General features: G+C 46.0%; 17 protein-coding genes. 5 read left to right on the forward strand and 12 right to left on the reverse strand.

Annotated features, from left to right (window positions below):
* Window positions 1-41: 41 nt before the first annotated feature.
* From xdhB to FLM53_RS17015, 7 genes are all read right to left on the reverse strand, one after another.
* Window positions 42-2432: a xanthine dehydrogenase molybdopterin binding subunit gene (gene xdhB / locus FLM53_RS16985; RefSeq protein WP_176678892.1), complete on the reverse strand. Its 2391-nt coding sequence runs from the start codon at window positions 2430-2432 to the stop codon at window positions 42-44.
* Window positions 2425-3870: a xanthine dehydrogenase small subunit gene (xdhA, locus tag FLM53_RS16990; protein WP_176678891.1), complete on the reverse strand. Its 1446-nt coding sequence runs from the start codon at window positions 3868-3870 to the stop codon at window positions 2425-2427. Before xdhA ends, xdhB begins: the two co-directional genes overlap by 8 nt.
* Window positions 3871-4330: 460 nt before the next feature.
* Window positions 4331-5065 (reverse strand): GntR family transcriptional regulator, encoded by a 735-nt coding sequence (locus tag FLM53_RS16995; RefSeq protein WP_176678890.1) that lies wholly within the window; start codon window positions 5063-5065, stop codon window positions 4331-4333.
* A 193-nt stretch (window positions 5066-5258) separates the two neighbouring features.
* Window positions 5259-5945, reverse strand: coding sequence for a DNA-3-methyladenine glycosylase I (locus tag FLM53_RS17000; protein WP_008221039.1), 687 nt, complete (start codon window positions 5943-5945; stop codon window positions 5259-5261).
* Window positions 5946-6052: 107 nt separating this feature from the next.
* Entirely contained in the window at window positions 6053-6550 is a 498-nt protein-coding gene (locus FLM53_RS17005) for an N-acetyltransferase (RefSeq protein WP_176678889.1), read from the reverse strand.
* 42 nt (window positions 6551-6592) lie between these two features.
* Window positions 6593-7219 carry an HD domain-containing protein gene (locus tag FLM53_RS17010; protein ID WP_176678888.1) on the reverse strand — a complete coding sequence of 209 codons (627 nt, stop codon included), beginning with the start codon at window positions 7217-7219 and terminating at the stop codon, window positions 6593-6595.
* Between the two features lie 196 nt (window positions 7220-7415).
* Entirely contained in the window at window positions 7416-8075 is a 660-nt protein-coding gene (locus FLM53_RS17015) for an HAD family phosphatase (protein ID WP_008221043.1), read from the reverse strand.
* Window positions 8076-8486: 411 nt separating this feature from the next.
* Here FLM53_RS17015 and FLM53_RS17020 point away from each other — a divergent pair, with 411 nt between their 5' ends.
* Window positions 8487-9815 (forward strand): anaerobic C4-dicarboxylate transporter, encoded by a 1329-nt coding sequence (locus FLM53_RS17020; protein WP_017630706.1) that lies wholly within the window; start codon window positions 8487-8489, stop codon window positions 9813-9815.
* Between the two features lie 92 nt (window positions 9816-9907).
* On the opposite strand, the gene FLM53_RS17025 is transcribed toward FLM53_RS17020, so the two are convergent.
* The 3 genes from FLM53_RS17025 to FLM53_RS17035 all read right to left on the reverse strand — a co-directional run bounded on the left by FLM53_RS17025 (window position 9908) and on the right by FLM53_RS17035 (window position 11933).
* The gene (locus FLM53_RS17025) at window positions 9908-10231 is read right to left on the reverse strand and encodes a DUF4144 domain-containing protein (protein WP_176680044.1); all 324 of its coding nucleotides are present in this window, start codon (window positions 10229-10231) and stop codon (window positions 9908-9910) included.
* Between the two features lie 106 nt (window positions 10232-10337).
* Window positions 10338-11129 (reverse strand): CLCA_X family protein, encoded by a 792-nt coding sequence (locus tag FLM53_RS17030; protein ID WP_176678887.1) that lies wholly within the window; start codon window positions 11127-11129, stop codon window positions 10338-10340.
* A 138-nt stretch (window positions 11130-11267) separates the two neighbouring features.
* Window positions 11268-11933 carry a flavin reductase family protein gene (locus FLM53_RS17035; protein ID WP_176678886.1) on the reverse strand — a complete coding sequence of 222 codons (666 nt, stop codon included), beginning with the start codon at window positions 11931-11933 and terminating at the stop codon, window positions 11268-11270.
* A gap of 180 nt (window positions 11934-12113) precedes the next feature.
* Between FLM53_RS17035 and FLM53_RS17040 the strand changes: the two genes are divergently transcribed.
* Both FLM53_RS17040 and FLM53_RS17045 read left to right on the forward strand, forming a co-directional pair.
* Window positions 12114-13445, forward strand: coding sequence for a ferric reductase-like transmembrane domain-containing protein (locus tag FLM53_RS17040; protein ID WP_176678885.1), 1332 nt, complete (start codon window positions 12114-12116; stop codon window positions 13443-13445).
* A gap of 213 nt (window positions 13446-13658) precedes the next feature.
* The gene (locus tag FLM53_RS17045) at window positions 13659-14066 is read left to right on the forward strand and encodes a hypothetical protein (protein ID WP_123322242.1); all 408 of its coding nucleotides are present in this window, start codon (window positions 13659-13661) and stop codon (window positions 14064-14066) included.
* A 119-nt stretch (window positions 14067-14185) separates the two neighbouring features.
* Here FLM53_RS17045 and FLM53_RS17050 read toward each other — a convergent pair whose 3' ends face one another.
* Window positions 14186-15628: an N-acylglucosamine 2-epimerase gene (locus FLM53_RS17050; protein ID WP_176678884.1), complete on the reverse strand. Its 1443-nt coding sequence runs from the start codon at window positions 15626-15628 to the stop codon at window positions 14186-14188.
* A gap of 302 nt (window positions 15629-15930) precedes the next feature.
* On the opposite strand from FLM53_RS17050, the gene FLM53_RS17055 reads away from it, so the two are divergent.
* Together FLM53_RS17055 and FLM53_RS17060 are read left to right on the forward strand one after the other, a co-directional pair.
* Window positions 15931-16479, forward strand: coding sequence for a DUF2975 domain-containing protein (locus FLM53_RS17055; RefSeq protein ID WP_128163483.1), 549 nt, complete (start codon window positions 15931-15933; stop codon window positions 16477-16479).
* Between the two features lie 10 nt (window positions 16480-16489).
* The gene (locus FLM53_RS17060) at window positions 16490-16723 is read left to right on the forward strand and encodes a helix-turn-helix transcriptional regulator (RefSeq protein ID WP_017630696.1); all 234 of its coding nucleotides are present in this window, start codon (window positions 16490-16492) and stop codon (window positions 16721-16723) included.
* 72 nt (window positions 16724-16795) lie between these two features.
* Here the strand turns inward: FLM53_RS17060 and FLM53_RS17065 are convergent, their stop codons facing one another.
* A complete protein-coding gene (locus tag FLM53_RS17065; protein WP_176678883.1) occupies window positions 16796-17443 on the reverse strand; it encodes a glutathione S-transferase family protein in 648 nt (215 codons plus the stop codon).
* Window positions 17444-17471: the final 28 nt, after the last annotated feature.

The following is a 17471-nucleotide window of genomic DNA, read 5'->3' on the forward strand; positions in this document are numbered from 1 at the left end:
TCCTAAATCCCTTCCTTGCTTTCCTAGCTATTCATTACGCCCTAAGCCGTTTCTGATTGTGCATCGACCGAAGTCTTAGCCGTTTCAGTTACTTCCTGAATCGCCATCAGAATGCGTTCTGGCGTTGCGGGTGTGTTGAGCTTAGGAATCGCACCATCGACAGCGACATAGCTAATCGCATCTTTCAGTGCACTCCATACCGACATACCCAACATGAAAGGTGGTTCACCCACGGCTTTCGAGTTGAAGACGGTGTCTTCTGGGTTGCTGCGGTTTTCCAAAAGGTGCGTTCTGAAATCAATCGGCATATCAGCAATCGCAGGGATCTTGTAACTCGCCGGGCCGTTGGTCATTAATCGGCCTTGCTGGTTCCAAACCAACTCTTCCGTTGTTAACCAACCGACACCTTGCACAAAGCCGCCTTCGACTTGGCCGATATCAATCGCTGGGTTCAATGAAGCGCCCACGTCATGCAGGATATCGACTCGCAGAATCTTGTTCTCGCCGGTTAGGGTATCGATGATGACTTCTGAACAAGAGGCACCATACGCGTAGTAGTAGAACGGGCGACCGCGCGCTTTCTCGTGATCGTAATAGATCTTTGGAGTGCGGTAGAAGCCAGTGCTCGATAGCGAAATTTGATTAAACCAAGCCAGTTCAACAAATGAGTTGAAGGTCATGATCTCATCGCGGATCTGCACCATGCCGTTCTTGAACATCACCTCTTCAGGCCACACTTTGAAGTGCGAAGAAGCGAAGTCGATCAGGCGCTGCTTAATGGTTATTGCGGCGTTTTGCGCGGCCTTACCGTTGAGGTCGGCGCCCGATGAGGCTGCGGTTGGTGATGTGTTCGGAACTTTGTCTGTGTTTGTAGCGGTGATCTGGATACGTTCGACATCGACTTGGAACTCCTGTGCAACGATTTGTGCCACTTTGATGTTCAAGCCTTGCCCCATTTCCGTACCACCGTGATTCAAATGAATACTGCCATCGGTGTAGATATGGATGAGCGCACCTGCTTGGTTCAAGAAAGTCGCAGTAAACGAGATGCCGAATTTCACTGGCGTGATCGCTAGACCTTTCTTCAAGATAGGGCTTTGCTTGTTGAACTCAGCGATTTCTTTACGACGTGCGTGATAGTCACTGCTGCGTTCAAGCTGTTCGGTTATCTCAGGTAAAAAGTTGTCTTCAACGGTTTGGTAGTAATGGGTCACGTCACGGCCTTCTTCGCCGTAGTAGTTCGCCTTACGTACTTCCAAAGGATCTTTTTTCAGGTAACGCGCAATCTCGTCCATGATGTGTTCAATAGTCATCATGCCTTGCGGGCCACCAAAGCCACGGTATGCGGTGTTCGATGCTGTGTTGGTTTTGCATCGGTGACCGACCACTGTTGCATCGCCTAGGTAATAAGCGTTGTCCGAGTGGAACATCGCACGGTCGACGATAGAGCTTGATAAGTCTGGTGAGTAACCACAGTTACCTGCAACGGTAATGTCGGCACCTTGAATCACACCATTGTCGTCAAAACCGACGGTGTATTGATTGTAGAACGGGTGGCGTTTACCGGTTTGCTGCATGTCTTCATTACGCAGCAGGCGCATTTTGGTCGGTCGGCCTGTAAGGTGGGCAATAACCGCTGCCATACAGGCTGGAGAGGCCGCTTGAGTCTCTTTACCACCGAAACCACCACCCATACGACGCATATCAATCACGACTTTGTGCATCGGTACGCCAATCACTTCCGCAACCAGCTTTTGAACTTCAGTCGGGTTTTGAGTCGAGGTGTAGACGATCATGCCGCCATCTTCGGTTGGTATTACGCTACTGATTTGGGTTTCTAGGTAGAAGTGTTCTTGGCCGCCGATCTCTAGGTCGCCAGAGATCACGTGTTTCGCTTTTGCCAGCGCGGCTTTCGAGTCACCACGCTGTTGAGTGTGGCTCTCTGTCACGAAGTGCTCTTTTGCTAGCGCTTCTTTGACATCAAGGATGGCAGGTAGCTCTTCGTATTCAATAATGGCTGCGTGTGCGGCTTTGCGTGCGGTTTCTAGATCGTTAGCTGCCACGGCAATCACGGGTTGGCCATAATATTCTACTTTGCCGTCTGCAAGCAGTGGGTCACCCGGTAGGATTGCACCAATATCCAGCTCTCCCGGTACGTCTTTGGCTTGAATAGCAATAGCTACACCTTCAAAGTCGTAACACGGTGATACGTCGATCTTAGTGATCTTCGCGTGTGCTTGAGTACTCAGGCGTGCGTACACGTGCAGTTGATTTGGGAACTCTAGGCGGTCGTCAATGTACACCGCTTCGCCCGTGACTTGCTTGGCTGCACTGTCGTGTTTAACGCTTTTACCTACGCCAGTTTTTAGGTCTTGTTTTGCAATGGTAACCATCTCTTCGTGGGTCATCGCATGCTTGTTCGAATTAGACATAAGACGTTACCCTTGTTTCGATTTGGTTGTTTTTGTTCTGCTGTTCAATGAAGTAGCGACGCAACATATTGGCTGCCGACAATGAACGGTATTCTTGGCTTGCACGGAAATCGGATAGCGGCTCAAAGTCGTTATACAGTTCCTGCATCGCTAACTTAATATTAGCGTCTGTCCACGGTTTGCCTAATAACGTGTTTTCACAACGCGCCGCGCGCTTAGGCGTTGCAGCCATACCACCAAAGGCGATACGAGCGTAAGAAACCTTGCCATCTTCAATTTGAATATCGAACGCACCACACACCGCAGAGATGTCATCGTCTAAACGTTTAGACAGTTTGTAAGCTCGGAAGCTGTCGTTAGCTGGCTTAGGAATGATGATCTGCTCAATGAACTCACTCTCTTTTTGCGCCGTCACTTTGTAGCTGATGAAGTAATCTTCAATCGGCATGGTGCGTGACTCATCGCCACAACGAAGTTTTATCTTCGCGTTAAGGGCAATCAGCAGAGGAGGGGTGTCACCGATAGGTGAAGCATTAGCAACATTACCGCCAATGGTGCCTTGGTTACGTACTTGTAGGGAAGCAAAGCGGTGCAGTAGCTCACCAAAATCTGGGTAGTGTTTTTTCAGTAGTGCGTAAGAGTCACTGATTGGAAGGTTGGCACCAATGATTAAGTCGGTGTCGGTCTCTTCGCACACCTTCATGTCTTCAACAAGGTTTACGCTGATCAGTGTTTCAATCTCGCGATGGAATTGTGTCACTTCCAATGCTAAATCCGTGCCGCCAGCAACCAGCTTCGCGTTCGGATGTGCTTGAAAAAGCTTGGCCAGCTCATCCGTGCTTTTCGGGGAAAAAGCGGTGAGGTGACCAAGGCGTAAGTTGGCCTCGGTGTCTTGAATATCTTCTAGCTTCTTGATGGTGTTGCGTTCCAGTTCAGCAAATTGGTCGATCAAAGGTTGGTCTGTTGAAAGCGACATCGCAGCATCAACAATCGGGCGGTAGCCAGTACAACGACATAAGTTACCCGCCAGGGATTCCATGACATCTTCTTTGCTCGCATCGGGTTTGTTCTTGCCTAGCGCAAACATCGACATGATGAAGCCCGGCGTGCAGTAACCACATTGTGAACCGTGAAAATCAACCACCGCTTTTTGCACTGGGTGCAGTGACTTATCTCGGTTTTGTAGATCTTCTACTGTGATTAGCTGTTTACCATGCAGCGCTGAAACGAACGTAAGGCAAGAGTTCACCGAGCGGTATTGCAGCTGTCCATCCACTACTTCACCTAAAACGACGGTACATGCGCCACAGTCACCAGACCCACAACCTTCTTTGGTACCGGTTTTATTAACCTTGGTACGAAGGTAATTGAGCACTGTCATATTCGGCGACAGATTGTCTTCACGTCTTATTTCCTGATTGAGCAAAAAAGTAATCAAGAGACCTCCTTGTAAATCGACATTTTTCCATGTGTATTCTTTTTGACTTCTAGGTCAATAATTATCCATCCTGACCCTGTGGTCAACTATTTATTTACAAAAATGCAACAACATTGCGACTTGGTAGATTGTATACAATCTAATTTTATCTTTAGTTGCTTGTTTTATTGGGATTTAAATTGGAAGTGCTGAGTTTTGTGGTGTGAATGAATTAATGACTATGTATACAAAATAAAGACAAGAATTTTGGCATTAGGGAGCAAATGCTATAGAGGCTAAGAGCACTATTCTGTTCAGAATCGAGAGTATTTTGAGGCGAAAGTGCGCCGATCTTCGCGTCTATCATTATGGGGAGAGCATAAAAAAGAGAAGTAAACGCAGAGGCTTACTTCTCTCCCGTCTTGTTAACAAAAGGTTGTTAAAAGAAAGTTGTTAGAGCTGGATTGGAATGGTCAACTCGTTATGACTTGTTCTTAAGTAAATCTGAGAACACAACATGCAGGTCACTCGATGCGGTGCTGCTGTCTAGATTGAGCTTCGAACGAATGTGGCTCAAGTGCTCTTTCATCAACTCGACGGCTTGCTCTTCATCGCCAGACTCAATCGCATCAAGTAAATCTTCGTGTTCATCCAAAGAACAGTTCGAGTGATTACCTGTTTCGTATTGAGCGATCAGCAGTGAGGTTTGCGACACTAGGCTGCGCTGGAAGGCAAGCAGTGGTGCGTTTTCTGCCATCTCTGCCAGTTTGATGTGGAACTCACCAGACAAACGTAATCCAGAGCCGTAGTCACCTTGGTCAAAGGCACAGTTCTCTTTCGCGACCAATTTTCTGCACTCTTCGATTTGAGCTTTGGTGGCGTTTTTTACGGCAAGCTCTGTGATAGCAAGCTCCATCACTTCTCGCGCTTTAAATATCTGTTTGGCTTCGTCTACCGTTGGCGCAGCAATCATGGCACCTCGGTTTGGACGGATCACCACAACTTGCTCTAATGAGAGACGCAATAAGGCACGGCGAATGATCGTGCGGCTAACGCCAAAGATTTCTGCTAACGCTTCTTCGCTTAATTTGGTGGCTGGTGGAAGCCTTTGTTCTAGTATCGCGTCGAAGATATGGCAGTAAACAACATCGTCTTGAGTCTGGCCTGTTACTTTTGTTTTTACACCTTTGGAGACAGAATTTTTGAGAGCTGTCATAGAGATAAGGGCCCTTGTTTAGTCGAGTTGGGTTGGTCGAGAATAATTCATGAGTGTTACTCTATATTGTATACATTTATCTATACAATGCCACCGGATGAAAGTGCGATGCACGCTTATTTGTTAATGACTTATAACATTTAGTTTGCAGGGAACTGTGTGCAATCTAAAGCTTTAAGCCATTCTTCTTGAACTAGACGCGATTATCGCCACAGCTGTAGGCGACGATCTGGCTTATTTCGCTCAGGGTACGACCTGATTGCTGCTGCCACTCGTTGAAAGCCTTACTTGCCGCGACTTGTGCTCGTTTGGTGTTGCGACCGCTATCAACCACATCTGTGCTGCGCAGGTGCGCTTCAACGTCCGAAGATAAGATGAATGTGTCTTTGCCCATTTGGCGCAAGGTGTAAGCTCCTGTGTTTCCGCCCAATCGCTTACCGTGTTTCTTCAGGTAATCCCAAAGTTCTGTAATGCGTTCTGATGGCCAGTCGGCAACCATTTGTGAGAATGAATCGGCTTCACGCTTGGCATTGTGGATCATCATTGCGTTGGCAGGGATGGTCATCACCTTGGTGAGGTGGCGAATAATACGTGGATCTTGTGCTTTCTGCTCCCACATCTCATTCGGCAGCATCAACATTTTTTCGATGTCGAACTCAAAGAACACTTCTTCAAATTGCGGCCACTTCTTCCTCACCACATTCCAGGAAATACCACACTGGAATACCTTTTCAGTAAAGGCTGCCAACCAACGGTCGTCGGTAATTTGTGAGAGTTCGGCTTGTGATAGAGGTGCTCGAACAATCTTTTCGAGCTCTGCTGCGCCGCCTTTGCGGTGAGCAGCACGTTGGTAAATGGTGTCGAATTTTTCTTGGGTCATTGAAGGTTCCAAATTACATCTGTGTAGCCAATGTTTAATGATATGGGGTCAAATCTGGCAATTAAAATCATTCTGTTAATGAAAACGATCAAGCCGAGTAAAACAAACTAGCTGAGCTTTAATTCCATTTGATATAGAGGCCAGGTGTTGCCATTGAATTCTTTGAACTTTGGCTCTTTGTCGACTACTTGAAAGCCCGCTTTGTCGTAGCAACGTTTTGCACCGATATTCTGTTGAAATACCGCCAAGCTGATGGTGGTGACATCAGGGATTTGTTTCGCCGCTTCTAATGCACTTTCTATCATGGATTGCCCAAGCCCTTTGCCTCGTTGGTTTGGGTGAATGGCCACTCGGCAAAAGCGAAGTTCGTTGTCCGACATACGTTGAAACTCCATAAAACCGATCAAATCATTGGTATTCGAGTTAGTGCTAGGCGTGGAGAATGTGTAAAGCTCGACGTGGGGCTCTTGAGAACGTTCGATGATCGAAGCTGCTTTCAAAGGCCAACCAAAGGTTCGTCCGCCCCACAGTACGTAGTCTTCTAGGGATGTGAACCAAGTGACGATCTCGTCGGCATCGGAGGCTTTAAAGCGGTTTATTTCCATATCCTTGTCTCTTCCTTATCGTGTGTCTCTTTTTCTAAGCCGCTAAACTTCCGCACCCAACTGCTCAAGAAAGCCACGCATGTAGTCAGTACGCTTGTTGGCTTCTAACTTAGCGGATTCTGTATTCATAGTTTCAGCGAGCTTAAATAGCTTCACGTAGAAGTGGTCGACGCTGTAATGCTTGTCATCCAAGTCACGATGTTCAGCGAACGGGTCTTCGTGTTTATAGAGTTCAGCGTTAAAGCTCTGACCTACGTATAAGCAGCGAGCGATACCAATTGCACCGAGAGAATCAAGGCGATCGGCATCTTGGACGATCTGAGCTTCTATGGTTTCAGGTGTGATGTTTGCGCTGTAGCTGTGCGTGACAATCGCGTGATGGATCTCATCCAGATAGGACACGGGATAGTCGATAGATTTGAGGAAAGAGATCGCCTTGTCTGCCGCCATTTGCGAACTTTGGGCTCTGTCTGCGTGGTTCTTAGGAAAGGTGAAGCAATCGTGAAGGTAAGCGGCGGGTAAAACGATTTCAAGCTTAGCCTGTTCTTGAGCACACAAAGCTTTGGCGGTTTTAACGACGCGCTTAATGTGGCTGATGTCGTGCGCGGCATCTTGTGTCATTTCTCGCTGTGCAAAATCAAGCAGTTGGTCTTCAAACTTTTCCTTCACGCGTATCTGTCTCCATATTTAGCTGTTAGCAATCTTGCTGATTATTTAGCATGTCTTTCAAATCGACTTTAACAGTTTAAAGCGCGAGTTTTTATCTTTTATAAAAGGAATAGCAACAAAAAAACCGACTCTGTGAGTCGGCTTAATAGAGAGGCTTGTCTAGGTTGATAAAAGTAATATCAACGGTAGTGAGAGCCTAAGCAGCAGCTTGTTGAAGCTGTGCTAACACATCATGCAGAGAAGGGCTGATGGTGTGTCCAAGCGCTTTTACTTCGTCACATGGCTCTACTAAATCAGGGATCTGGAAGCTGATCATGTTGGCTGCCATAGAAGCGCGAATACCATTGTTTGAATCTTCAAATGCCAAGCAAGTTTCAGGTGCAACACCTAGGCGCTCAGCCGCCAGTAAGTAAATCTCTGGGTGAGGCTTGCCGTGAGTCACTTCGCAGCCTGTGCTCAGTGAAGTGAAGTAAGAGTCTAGGCCTGCTAACTCAAGCTTCTTTTTTGCAATATCTAGTTGAGTGGAAGTTGCCACCGCGATTGGAATGTCATTCGACTTTAGCCATTCAAGTAGCTCAATCACGCCGTCTTTTACGGGGATCGCTTGGTTTTTAACAATCGCACTGTAGCGTGTGCGCCATTCATTGTTCAGTGCTGGGTAGTCTAGGTTTTCACCGTAGCCATTTCGAAAAATCTGTTCGATGGTTTTTGCGTTACAGCCAATGATGCCTAGGTAAACATCCTGCAAAAACGGAACACCTTGCGCGTGACATGCTTCTTCAAATACCTGCATACAAAGTCGCTCGGTGTCGAGCAGCAGTCCATCCATATCAAAAATAGCAGCTTGAAAATTCATATCCGTGGTTCTTTATGTGTTGTCATCGTAAGGGCGGGTATTTTGACACAGTGTTTTGGGATAGGCGAGTTAGAGTTCAGTAAAACGGCGATAATTGTATTACAAAATTTTAAGGGAGCAGGCGCAATTCGTTATGGATTTCTGAATGGGTGATAGCGTTTAGTTATGATATTTAAATTTTATAGATTCAGGCGTTCTAAAAGAAACAATGAACATCAGAATGCATAACAATCCTTGAGTTTCACTTGAGTGAAAAATTACATTTTCGATACTTAATCGCCTGTTATCGTGACCCTAATCTTATAAAAAACAATCCATTAAAACGCTCAATAATTGTGTGACATACCAATAAGTAAAGTATTGAACATACAGACAAAATATCCCTAGTCCACATTTTTAGCAGGGTTGCTTATGTTGTATTTTGAGTTTCTATTTTTACTTGTCGTTCTCTATATCGGTTCTCGGTATGGCGGTATTGGTTTAGGGGTTGTTTCGGGCATTGGTTTGGTGATTGAGGTCTTTATTTTCAAGATGCCTCCAACATCGCCACCGGTCACTGTAATGCTGATTATTCTCGCGGTGGTAACCTGTGCTTCGATCCTCGAAGCGGCTGGTGGCTTAAAATACATGCTGCAAGTCGCGGAGAGGGTGCTGAGAAAGAACCCGAAACGCGTCACCTTGATAGCTCCGTTTGTGACTTACTCGATGACTTTCCTATTGGGTACTGGCCACGCTGTTTACTCAATTATGCCTATCATTGGTGATGTGGCATTGAAGAACGGAATTCGTCCTGAGCGCCCAATGGCGGCAGCTTCTGTTGCATCTCAACTAGCGATTACCGCATCGCCAATCTCAGCCGCCGTGGTTTATTACTTAGCGCAGCTATCGGATATTCAACACTCTATCACTTTGCTTTCGATTCTATTGGTAACGGTGCCTGCAACCTTGTTCGGTACGCTGTTACTTTCTCTGTACAGCTTGAAACGCGGTAAAGAACTGAACGACGATCCTGATTATCAAGAGCGCTTAAAAGATCCTGAGTGGAAAAAGCGCATTGAAAACACGACGGCGACATCTTTGGATGAAGTGCTTCCAAGCTCAGCGCGTAATGCAGTATTGATCTTCCTACTTTCAATTGTCGTGATAGTTATTGTAGCGATGGTGCCAGAAATTAGAACCATCGTAGACGGCGACAAGCCAATCAAGATGTCGGTGATCATCCAAATGATGATGCTCTGTTTCGGCGGTATTATCTTGCTGGCGACCAAAACTGACCCACGTGATGTGCCAAATGGCGTGGTATTTAAATCCGGCATGGTGGCGGCAATTGCTATCTTCGGTATCGCTTGGATGTCAGATACCTACTTCCAATACGCAATGCCTCAGTTCAAATCTGGCATCGTGGAAATGGTAACTAACTACCCATGGACGTTCGCATTGGCGCTATTCATCGTATCGGTTGTGGTGAACTCGCAAGCCGCAACGGCACGTATGATGTTACCTGTTGGCCTTGGTTTAGGATTAGACCCAGCCTTGCTGATCGGTTTGATGCCAGCGGTGTACGGCTACTTCTTTATCCCGAACTACCCATCTGACATCGCAACGGTGAACTTCGATGTGTCTGGCACAACCAAGATTGGTAAGTGGTACTTCAACCACTCATTCATGTCGGTGGGTTTAATCGGTGTCGTCGGCGCATGTTGCTTAGGCTACGCACTGGCTCAGATTTTTATCGCTTAACCTGTTAACGAAGTGAAATGAAAAACAGCGCCTAAATTGGCGCTGTTTTTGTATGTACTGTTCGGAAGTTCTAATCCGAATCTAAAGCGATATTAACGTGGCTCAAAAGCCAAAGACTGAATCGCTTCTTCAATCGTTAGGAAGTGGATCTTCATCAAGCACACTTCTGCCTTCTGGAATTCATGATTTCGTATCAGTTTAGTCACGCTTTCTACGGAATACTGATCAGGTCGTTTTGCTAGAGACAGTTGATTTGAGCTCGATTGAAGTGCGTAGCTGTCACCTTCAGAATCGATGAGGTAATCATCTTCACCCAAGATCATGTCTGAGCATTCTGCCTGAAAATCGTTCTCGGATGCGACGTAAATAAGCTCATCATCGCCGTCGAGCTTTACTAAAGATGGCCAACGGATCATTACTGCCTCTGAATCATGTGTGTTGAAGTTTGTGTCGACTATAAACAGTTTTGAAGATTGGGTCATCTATTGTTCTAGCTATTCAAAACGCTACTTACTTAAAGAGCTACTTGCTCAAAGAGCGGCCTAACGGTGCAAAATACCCCTGCATCGCATTGTAGATTTCTTTTCTGTGCTCAAGGTCGGGAAAGAGAGGGAACATGTCTGGCTTGGTCGTACCATCGACTAGGTAAGCGTTTTCGATATCTGAACAGGATTCAATCGCAGATTCAAAAGCGCGAGCCATCATCTCCGTTGGCAATGAGAAGTAACGGGCAGAGGTTGCTTTGTCGGCTATGACACTTCGAGCCACATAATCGTGTTTATCCAAGTTATTTTCGCTGAGCAACGTGGTGTCGAACAGCGACATCAGACTCTCGTTTAATGGGTGAGGTCGCACCTTTCTATCGTGTAGCCAACAGTCAGTGGCAAACAAGATGTGTTTTCGTGGGCCTGATGTATCGCCAATCTCAAACGCTTTTTCGGCGATGTAGTGATCAAAAGCATGCCAAAATTCATGGGCGAGTGCACCCGCACCTGCGTTCTTGGCGAGTGCTAATTCACGTTGGTTAGGCGCGTAGTGTGCTTGCACGCCTTTTCTACCGCCACTGCCGAACGCTAAACCTAATGTGCCTCGCAGGCCTATCGCTTCTGGTGGTAAAGCCAAGATGTAAGCGAGGTCTGCTAGTGAATCGAATATCAGATTCGCGGCTAAGTCTTTCTCTTCTTTGGTTACCCAAGCGCCCACACGAATACTGCCCATACCGAAGGTCTGTTTGATGTCCATAAAAGACACCTGATCGCCATGTCGATAGTCGGGGCCCTTGCGCGTCTTATATTTAAAATGGGTTAACTTCAAAGGATTCCTTGGAGCTGGGTGCAAAGTGGTGGCAAATACAGAGTCGCCATCTTGTTTGGTACACAGGGTTAAGCTGAGAAAGTTACCACTTTTCGCAACCAATTACCGAACAAAATGAGTCGAGTTTACTTCAAAGATCTACCACGATGTTGGATCGCCTTCGCGGGTTAGCGGAAACAGAGGTTCATCGGGTTTAGCATAACTTAATCGGTGTAGCCTTTGGGTCACGTGGTAGCTGTCTAGCCCTGATACGGTGACGGTATCTAACGCTTCCAAATCTAAGTAGCCATCTGGCATGACTGCGCTTTCAGGAGCATGAATCGTTATCACCTCTCCAATCAACATCTGGGTTTGATTACTCTCGATTGTGATCTGTTCTTTGAAAGCCAATCCGATTTTCAAACTGCTTTCTAAAACGAATGGTGCCGGAAAATCATCGTCGTAATAAGGTGTAAGACCCACCGTCTCGAATTCGGATACTGATTTTGGATAGCGAGCCGAGGTTTGATGCGCCTTTTTAACGAAGTCCGCACCAATGCTGTTAATGGTGAAGTGCTTGGTTTCAAGGATGTTCTCTAAGGTGTGGCGACGGCGTTTGCTAGGACGCACGATAAAGCCAAACAGTGGCGGGTGTGACCCTAAGTGAACCACTGAACTTATCACAGCTAAGTTTGTGCCCCCTTGGTTATCGCATGTGCCTATGAGATTGGCGCTTTTGAATCCAGACAAAGAATTGATCAAGCGAGTGCGATGACGCTGGTCCATTGCTTGGAGGTCTTGTTTTGACAGGGTGAGGTCCTTCATATCTTCTTTTCTTCCCATTTTTTTGTTTTCTAAGACTTGTTCACTAACCAAAGCACATTTACGCGGGAGCACCCTCTAACGATCAGCTGAACGTGTGTCTTTGCATAGATTTACGCATGTTGACGTTGCTTTACATCACGCAAGCTAAAGTAATTATGTCGTCTTTAAGAGTGTTAAAAAATGAAAACAGTCCGCAATATCATTTGGGCAATGATTGCCACAATGTCAGCCTTTTGGTTTGCGATGGAACCGCAATTATTCGCTTCAAGCGATGTCTTTGAATGGCGCTCAGCCATGATTCAGTACTCAGGTATTTTGTCTCTGATGTTAATGTCCATCACCATGGTTTTGGCGATGCGCTTGCCTATGGTCGAGAATTGGCTCAAAGGTATGGATAAAGCATACAGAGTGCATAAATGGCTTGGTATCGGTGGTGTGGCATTGGGTGTCACACACTGGTTGTGGTACCAAATTCCTAAGTCGCTGGTGACTTTTGGTATCTTGGCTAAGCCTGTTCGACACAATGGTTCAGGGCCACAAGCTGTGTTGACTGGTTGGGAAATGTGGGTCAACGAACTGCGCGATATTGCTCAAAGTATCGGCGAGTGGGGCTTTTATCTATTGCTGGTTTTACTTGTGGCGTCACTATGGGCGGCAGTGAAATACAAACCGTTCAAATTGTCACATCGCCTGATGTCGGTCGCGTACCTGTTTATCGCTTTTCACTCGGTAATACTGCTTAAACGAGCGTATTGGGGAGAGCCGATTTATTACCTAACGGTGGCATTTGCTTTGGTTGGATCTATCGCAGCGATTTACAGTTTGTTGGGTTTGGTTGGGCGTCGTAATCGTCACGCAGCGACTATCGCTTCGACTCGCTACTTTCCACAGGCTGAAGTGATGGAGCTGGTGTTAAAGCCGGATGCATCTTGGCAAGGTTACAAAGCAGGACAGTTTGCTTACTTGCGTTTCGGTAATGAAGATCCGCATCCGTTTACCATTGTTTCTGGCAGTGAAGATTCAGAACTGCGTTTCTTGATCAAAGAATTGGGTGACTTTACCAATGGCCTTTATGAGCGAGTGAAAGCGGGCGATGCGGTTACGGTTGAAGGGCCTTATGGTCGACTTGATTTTGACCTAAACAAGCCTCAAATTTGGATTGCAGGTGGTGTCGGGATTGCTTCGTTCTTTGCCACGCTTGAAGCGCTCAAAACAGAGCAAGATCACCCTCGTATCGAACTGTTTTATTGTACTCGCGGCGTTGATAAGCAATTAATCGATGAGTTGTGGCACCTGGCACATGAGGTTGGTGTGAAGTTAACCGTGATAGACACCTTACATTCACCGCGACTGAATGCCGGAAGAATTGTCAATCAATGCGGTGACCTCAACGAATACGAGATGTATTTCTGCGGGCCAGAATTGTTCTCAACATCGTTGAAAAAAGAATTAGACACCTATCAATTTGATATTGAAAAGCACTACCACGAAGAGCTATTCGTGATGCGCTAATCGTTGTCAGTTGATGAATTGAATGGGGAAGCATCTCTGGATTGAGCTGTGGCTGAGAACAGACGGTTTAGATTTAATGTTTGATAGCTGATGTTTGATAGTCATAGCCACAAGCTTCCGACCAAAAAGGTGCGAACTCATTCAATTTACTATTGCAGCGGTTTGCTATTGAGCGATACCATATACGGCTATTTCTTTGGTAAAGATTCGAATATGTCAGATGAAGAACTCGCACTAGAGTGGATGCGCCAACAAGCTCATAAAGTTGATCCCTACGTTATAGATCCATCTTTTGATGAATGCGTTGAGTTGCTTGACCCTGCTTTTAAGAAGGGCAAGAGTGTCGCGCAACTAAAGTATCTGTTATCAGAAGCGGATCGTAGAGCTGGCGCGGCAGAGCGTAAACATGCAGCCTTAAAATATGCCAAAGAGAAAAGCCCAAATGCAGGTCAGATCCTGCGTCTGCAAAGCAAGCTTCAACAAGTTCAGCTGGCACTAAAATTAGCGACTGGCGACAACAACATGACCATATCCCAGTTCTGTGCAGAGTACGATGTCTCCAAGCGCGATGGTAATACGGCATGGAATGAGAAGTTAGTTGAACAGGGTAAAAGAAAGTAGCACTTAAACAGCCTGAGAAGTTATTCCTCAGGCTTTTTCTTTAATGACTTTAGAATGAGATCGCTTGCTTAAGCCTTATCTAGTTGTGTTCTAGCCGCGACCAAATCAAACAACTAACGCTAAGGTCGAATGTTATTGAAGCTGACTGCCTGCGAGCCATCCCCAAGTTTATCTAGTTTCACCACATCCCCATGATAGTAATACGGTTCCAATGGCATCTCGCTATTGGTTGGCCTTGCGTAGTGAAGTACAGCGGGTTTACCTTCCTCTTGTCGAGCATATAAATAGCCAATTAAAGCGTGTTCAAATTGATGGTAGCCGTTGCCCCAATGGAAAGCCTTGGAGCGCTTGGGTTCAAGCCCTACGCCACCGTACTTGTGGTCGACCCACACATAATGAAACGTCGGTAGCGTATATTGCAGAACTTCTTTCATTGAACCATCGACTAGCGATACCGTCATCGCTGCTTGATCGAGCTCTGCCCATTCCCATGATGACGCCCAATTTGTGTTGGGTCTGCTTTGCCAGCCAGTAATCTCTTGTTCTTGCCATGCCTTCTGAAGCTTGTCGCCAAAATATTGGGATACATCGACGAACTCTTTTTGATATTGAGCTTGGGCTAAAGTGTGCTTCATCCCTTTCATACCGAACTCTTTCCATTCAGAGTTATCCAGTGTTTGTCCGGTAAGGTAAGTCATCCAATATGCTTTGATGGTGTGTCCAAAATCGTTGTGATTGGCATTCGGCATCATCGCTGCTTTACTGTGAATGGCACCGTAGAAGCGTTGTTCATATTCAGAGTGGTAGTGCTCGACCATGGTTTGGGTTAGCCAATTCAGGTCATCAAGCCATTTTGATTTGGCAGGCTCTTTCAGTAGAGGAGCAACTAACAGCATGTAACCGTTAATCTGATCAAGTTGCGCGACCAATTCACGTCGTGTGGCTTTTCCATCTTCACCATCAGCAAGTACCCACGCTAAGCCGCTGTTGTCGCTAAGTCGATATTTATCAAAGATAAAAGCTTGTTGGGCGATGAGCGCTTCCTCTACCTTTTTGTCTTGCGTCAGGTAGTAGTACATCGCCAATCCAACCAATGCATACGCCTGATCTTGGGCCGTTCGCTGTTGCCACTCCAATCCTGCTTTACCATCTTTAGTGAAGCTAATGAAGCCGCCATTTTTCTCATCTTCTAAGTGTTTAATAAGGTAGTAAGCCCCTTGCTTAGCGAGCGCTAATGCCTGCTTATCGCCAGTCAGGTGGTAGAGCACGCCATAAGCATAGGTTTGGCGTGATTTCATTCGTGTGAACTCTTTGCCAAAGTGAGGCGTGATCCAGCCTCGGTCTAACTCAGGGCAAACGTTAGTCACATCAAGCAATGTTCCATCATCACAGCGGAAAGTGGGGAAGTTGCCTATCGGTTCTCCCTGAGCGCTCGGCATTAGCCAGTATGGCGCTAAGCCTTCTGTCGTATGGTTGAGCCAGTCTTCTCCAGAGAGAAGGGTGACATTGGCAGATACAGCGAAACTGGTCACGCTGAGTAATGCGATGGTTGCTCGTAACATGATGTTTATCTTAATGATTTGAATTTAGTTGAATATAAACAATCAGGTCTGCACATTGTGATTCGGCGATCACAGTCGACAAAATTATTGCGATATGGGTAAAGGTTCAGGTGATCGGTGGTTAAGTGAATCGACTCGAGAGCGAGCTAGGGCCTTGATCATTAACTGATGAATCTAACGCTATTTCGTTTCCTAACTAAAATGCTAAAAGGCAATAAATTATCGTAAATCGATAATTTATTATTGATCATCATTTGTTTTGATCTTAATATCCTCCTGTCAACTTAACAGGAACATTCATTATGTCTAACATCCAAAAACAGAGCCGACGTGTTCGCATGCTATTGCAGTTCTTTCTTGTACTTATTCCTATCATGGTGTGCTACTTCTGGTTAACCGTTGAGACTCCCTATGACTTTATAAGTGCGACAGGTATTTTTTATCTCACCTATGACATCGGGTATTACACGATGTTGCCGCTTACTATGACAACAAGAATGGTTGCTGCGTTCACAAGTTTAGCGATGTCCAGCATCCTGATATACGCACTAATGGTTCTGATACGTTTATTCCGCAACTATGAGCGAGGCGAAATCTTCTCTTTGGAAAACGCAATGTCATACCAGAAACTCGGGTATAGCTTGTTCTATTGGGTATTTGGGTCGGTTATCTATGGTTCATTGATGTCAGTGATTTTGTCGTTCAATAATCCACCAGGTGAGCGTATCTTTGAGATTAGTTTTGTGGGTATGGACTTTTTGACACTTATATTAGGTATAATTATTTTGATCATCTCATGGGTGATGAAAGAAGGTTATATTCTGGCTGATGAGCACAGCCAAACGATTTAAAGGACTTGTCATGACTATCCGCATTAATTTAGACATTATGATGGCCAAGCGAAAAATGCGATTGAAGACATTGGCAAAAGAGGTCGGGATTACCGAAGCCAACTTGTCGGTGTTAAAAAATGGCAAGGCCAAAGCGGTGAGACTATCGACACTCGACAAGTTGTGTGAAGTGTTAGAGTGCCAACCAGGTGATATATTGGAATTTGAAGCGAACGTTCACCACGACAGCGCTTCTGCCGAGTAGCGATTTAGTAAAGCGTATTCCCTTATGAAAACAATGAGTCTCGATGTTATATCGAGACTCATATTAGTCTACCTATATAGGCTCCCCCGCCTCATCTTCTTCAACCACATCAGTTTCTAAGCTCGCCTCTGCTAGCCATTTTTGTATTGATGGGCTGTTGAGCGCGCGTTGTTGATACTGCTGGGCTTTTTCCGAAAGCTGGATGCCATAGGTTTCTACGCGCAGCGCCACAGGTGCAAACATCGCATCGGCAATCGACCATTCACCGAACAACCATCCTTCAGGGTATTGTTCCATTTGTGCAGACCATATTGCGTCGATGCGAGCGATGTCTTTCAATGCGCCATTACTGAGCGTGAGCTTTCTTTTAGCTCGGCAGTTCATTGGTAACTTATTTCTGATGCTAAAAAAACCAGAGTGCATTTCTGCCGAGATTGCACGGGCGAGGGCGCGTTCTGCGACGGAAGCTGGCCATGCCGCACCATTCAAGTAGGCATCGTTAATATATTCGAGAATCGCCAATGAATCCCACACCGCCACATCACCATCAACTAGGGTCGGGACTTTGGCTGTCGGTGTCACTTTCGCTAACGTGTCGTAAAAGTCTGAGGTGAACAGCTTGAGCTTAATAATGTCTGCGTCGAGGTTGTAATGATCGAATATGAGCCATGCACGAAGTGACCAAGTTGAGTAGTTTTGGTTTGCGATATAAAGCTGCATAGATGCTTCCTTGCGTTTGGTGGGTATG

The sequence above is a fragment of the Vibrio sp. Scap24 genome (assembly GCF_013394185.1).
In the GTDB taxonomy this organism is placed as follows: Bacteria; Pseudomonadota; Gammaproteobacteria; order Enterobacterales; family Vibrionaceae; genus Vibrio; species Vibrio pomeroyi.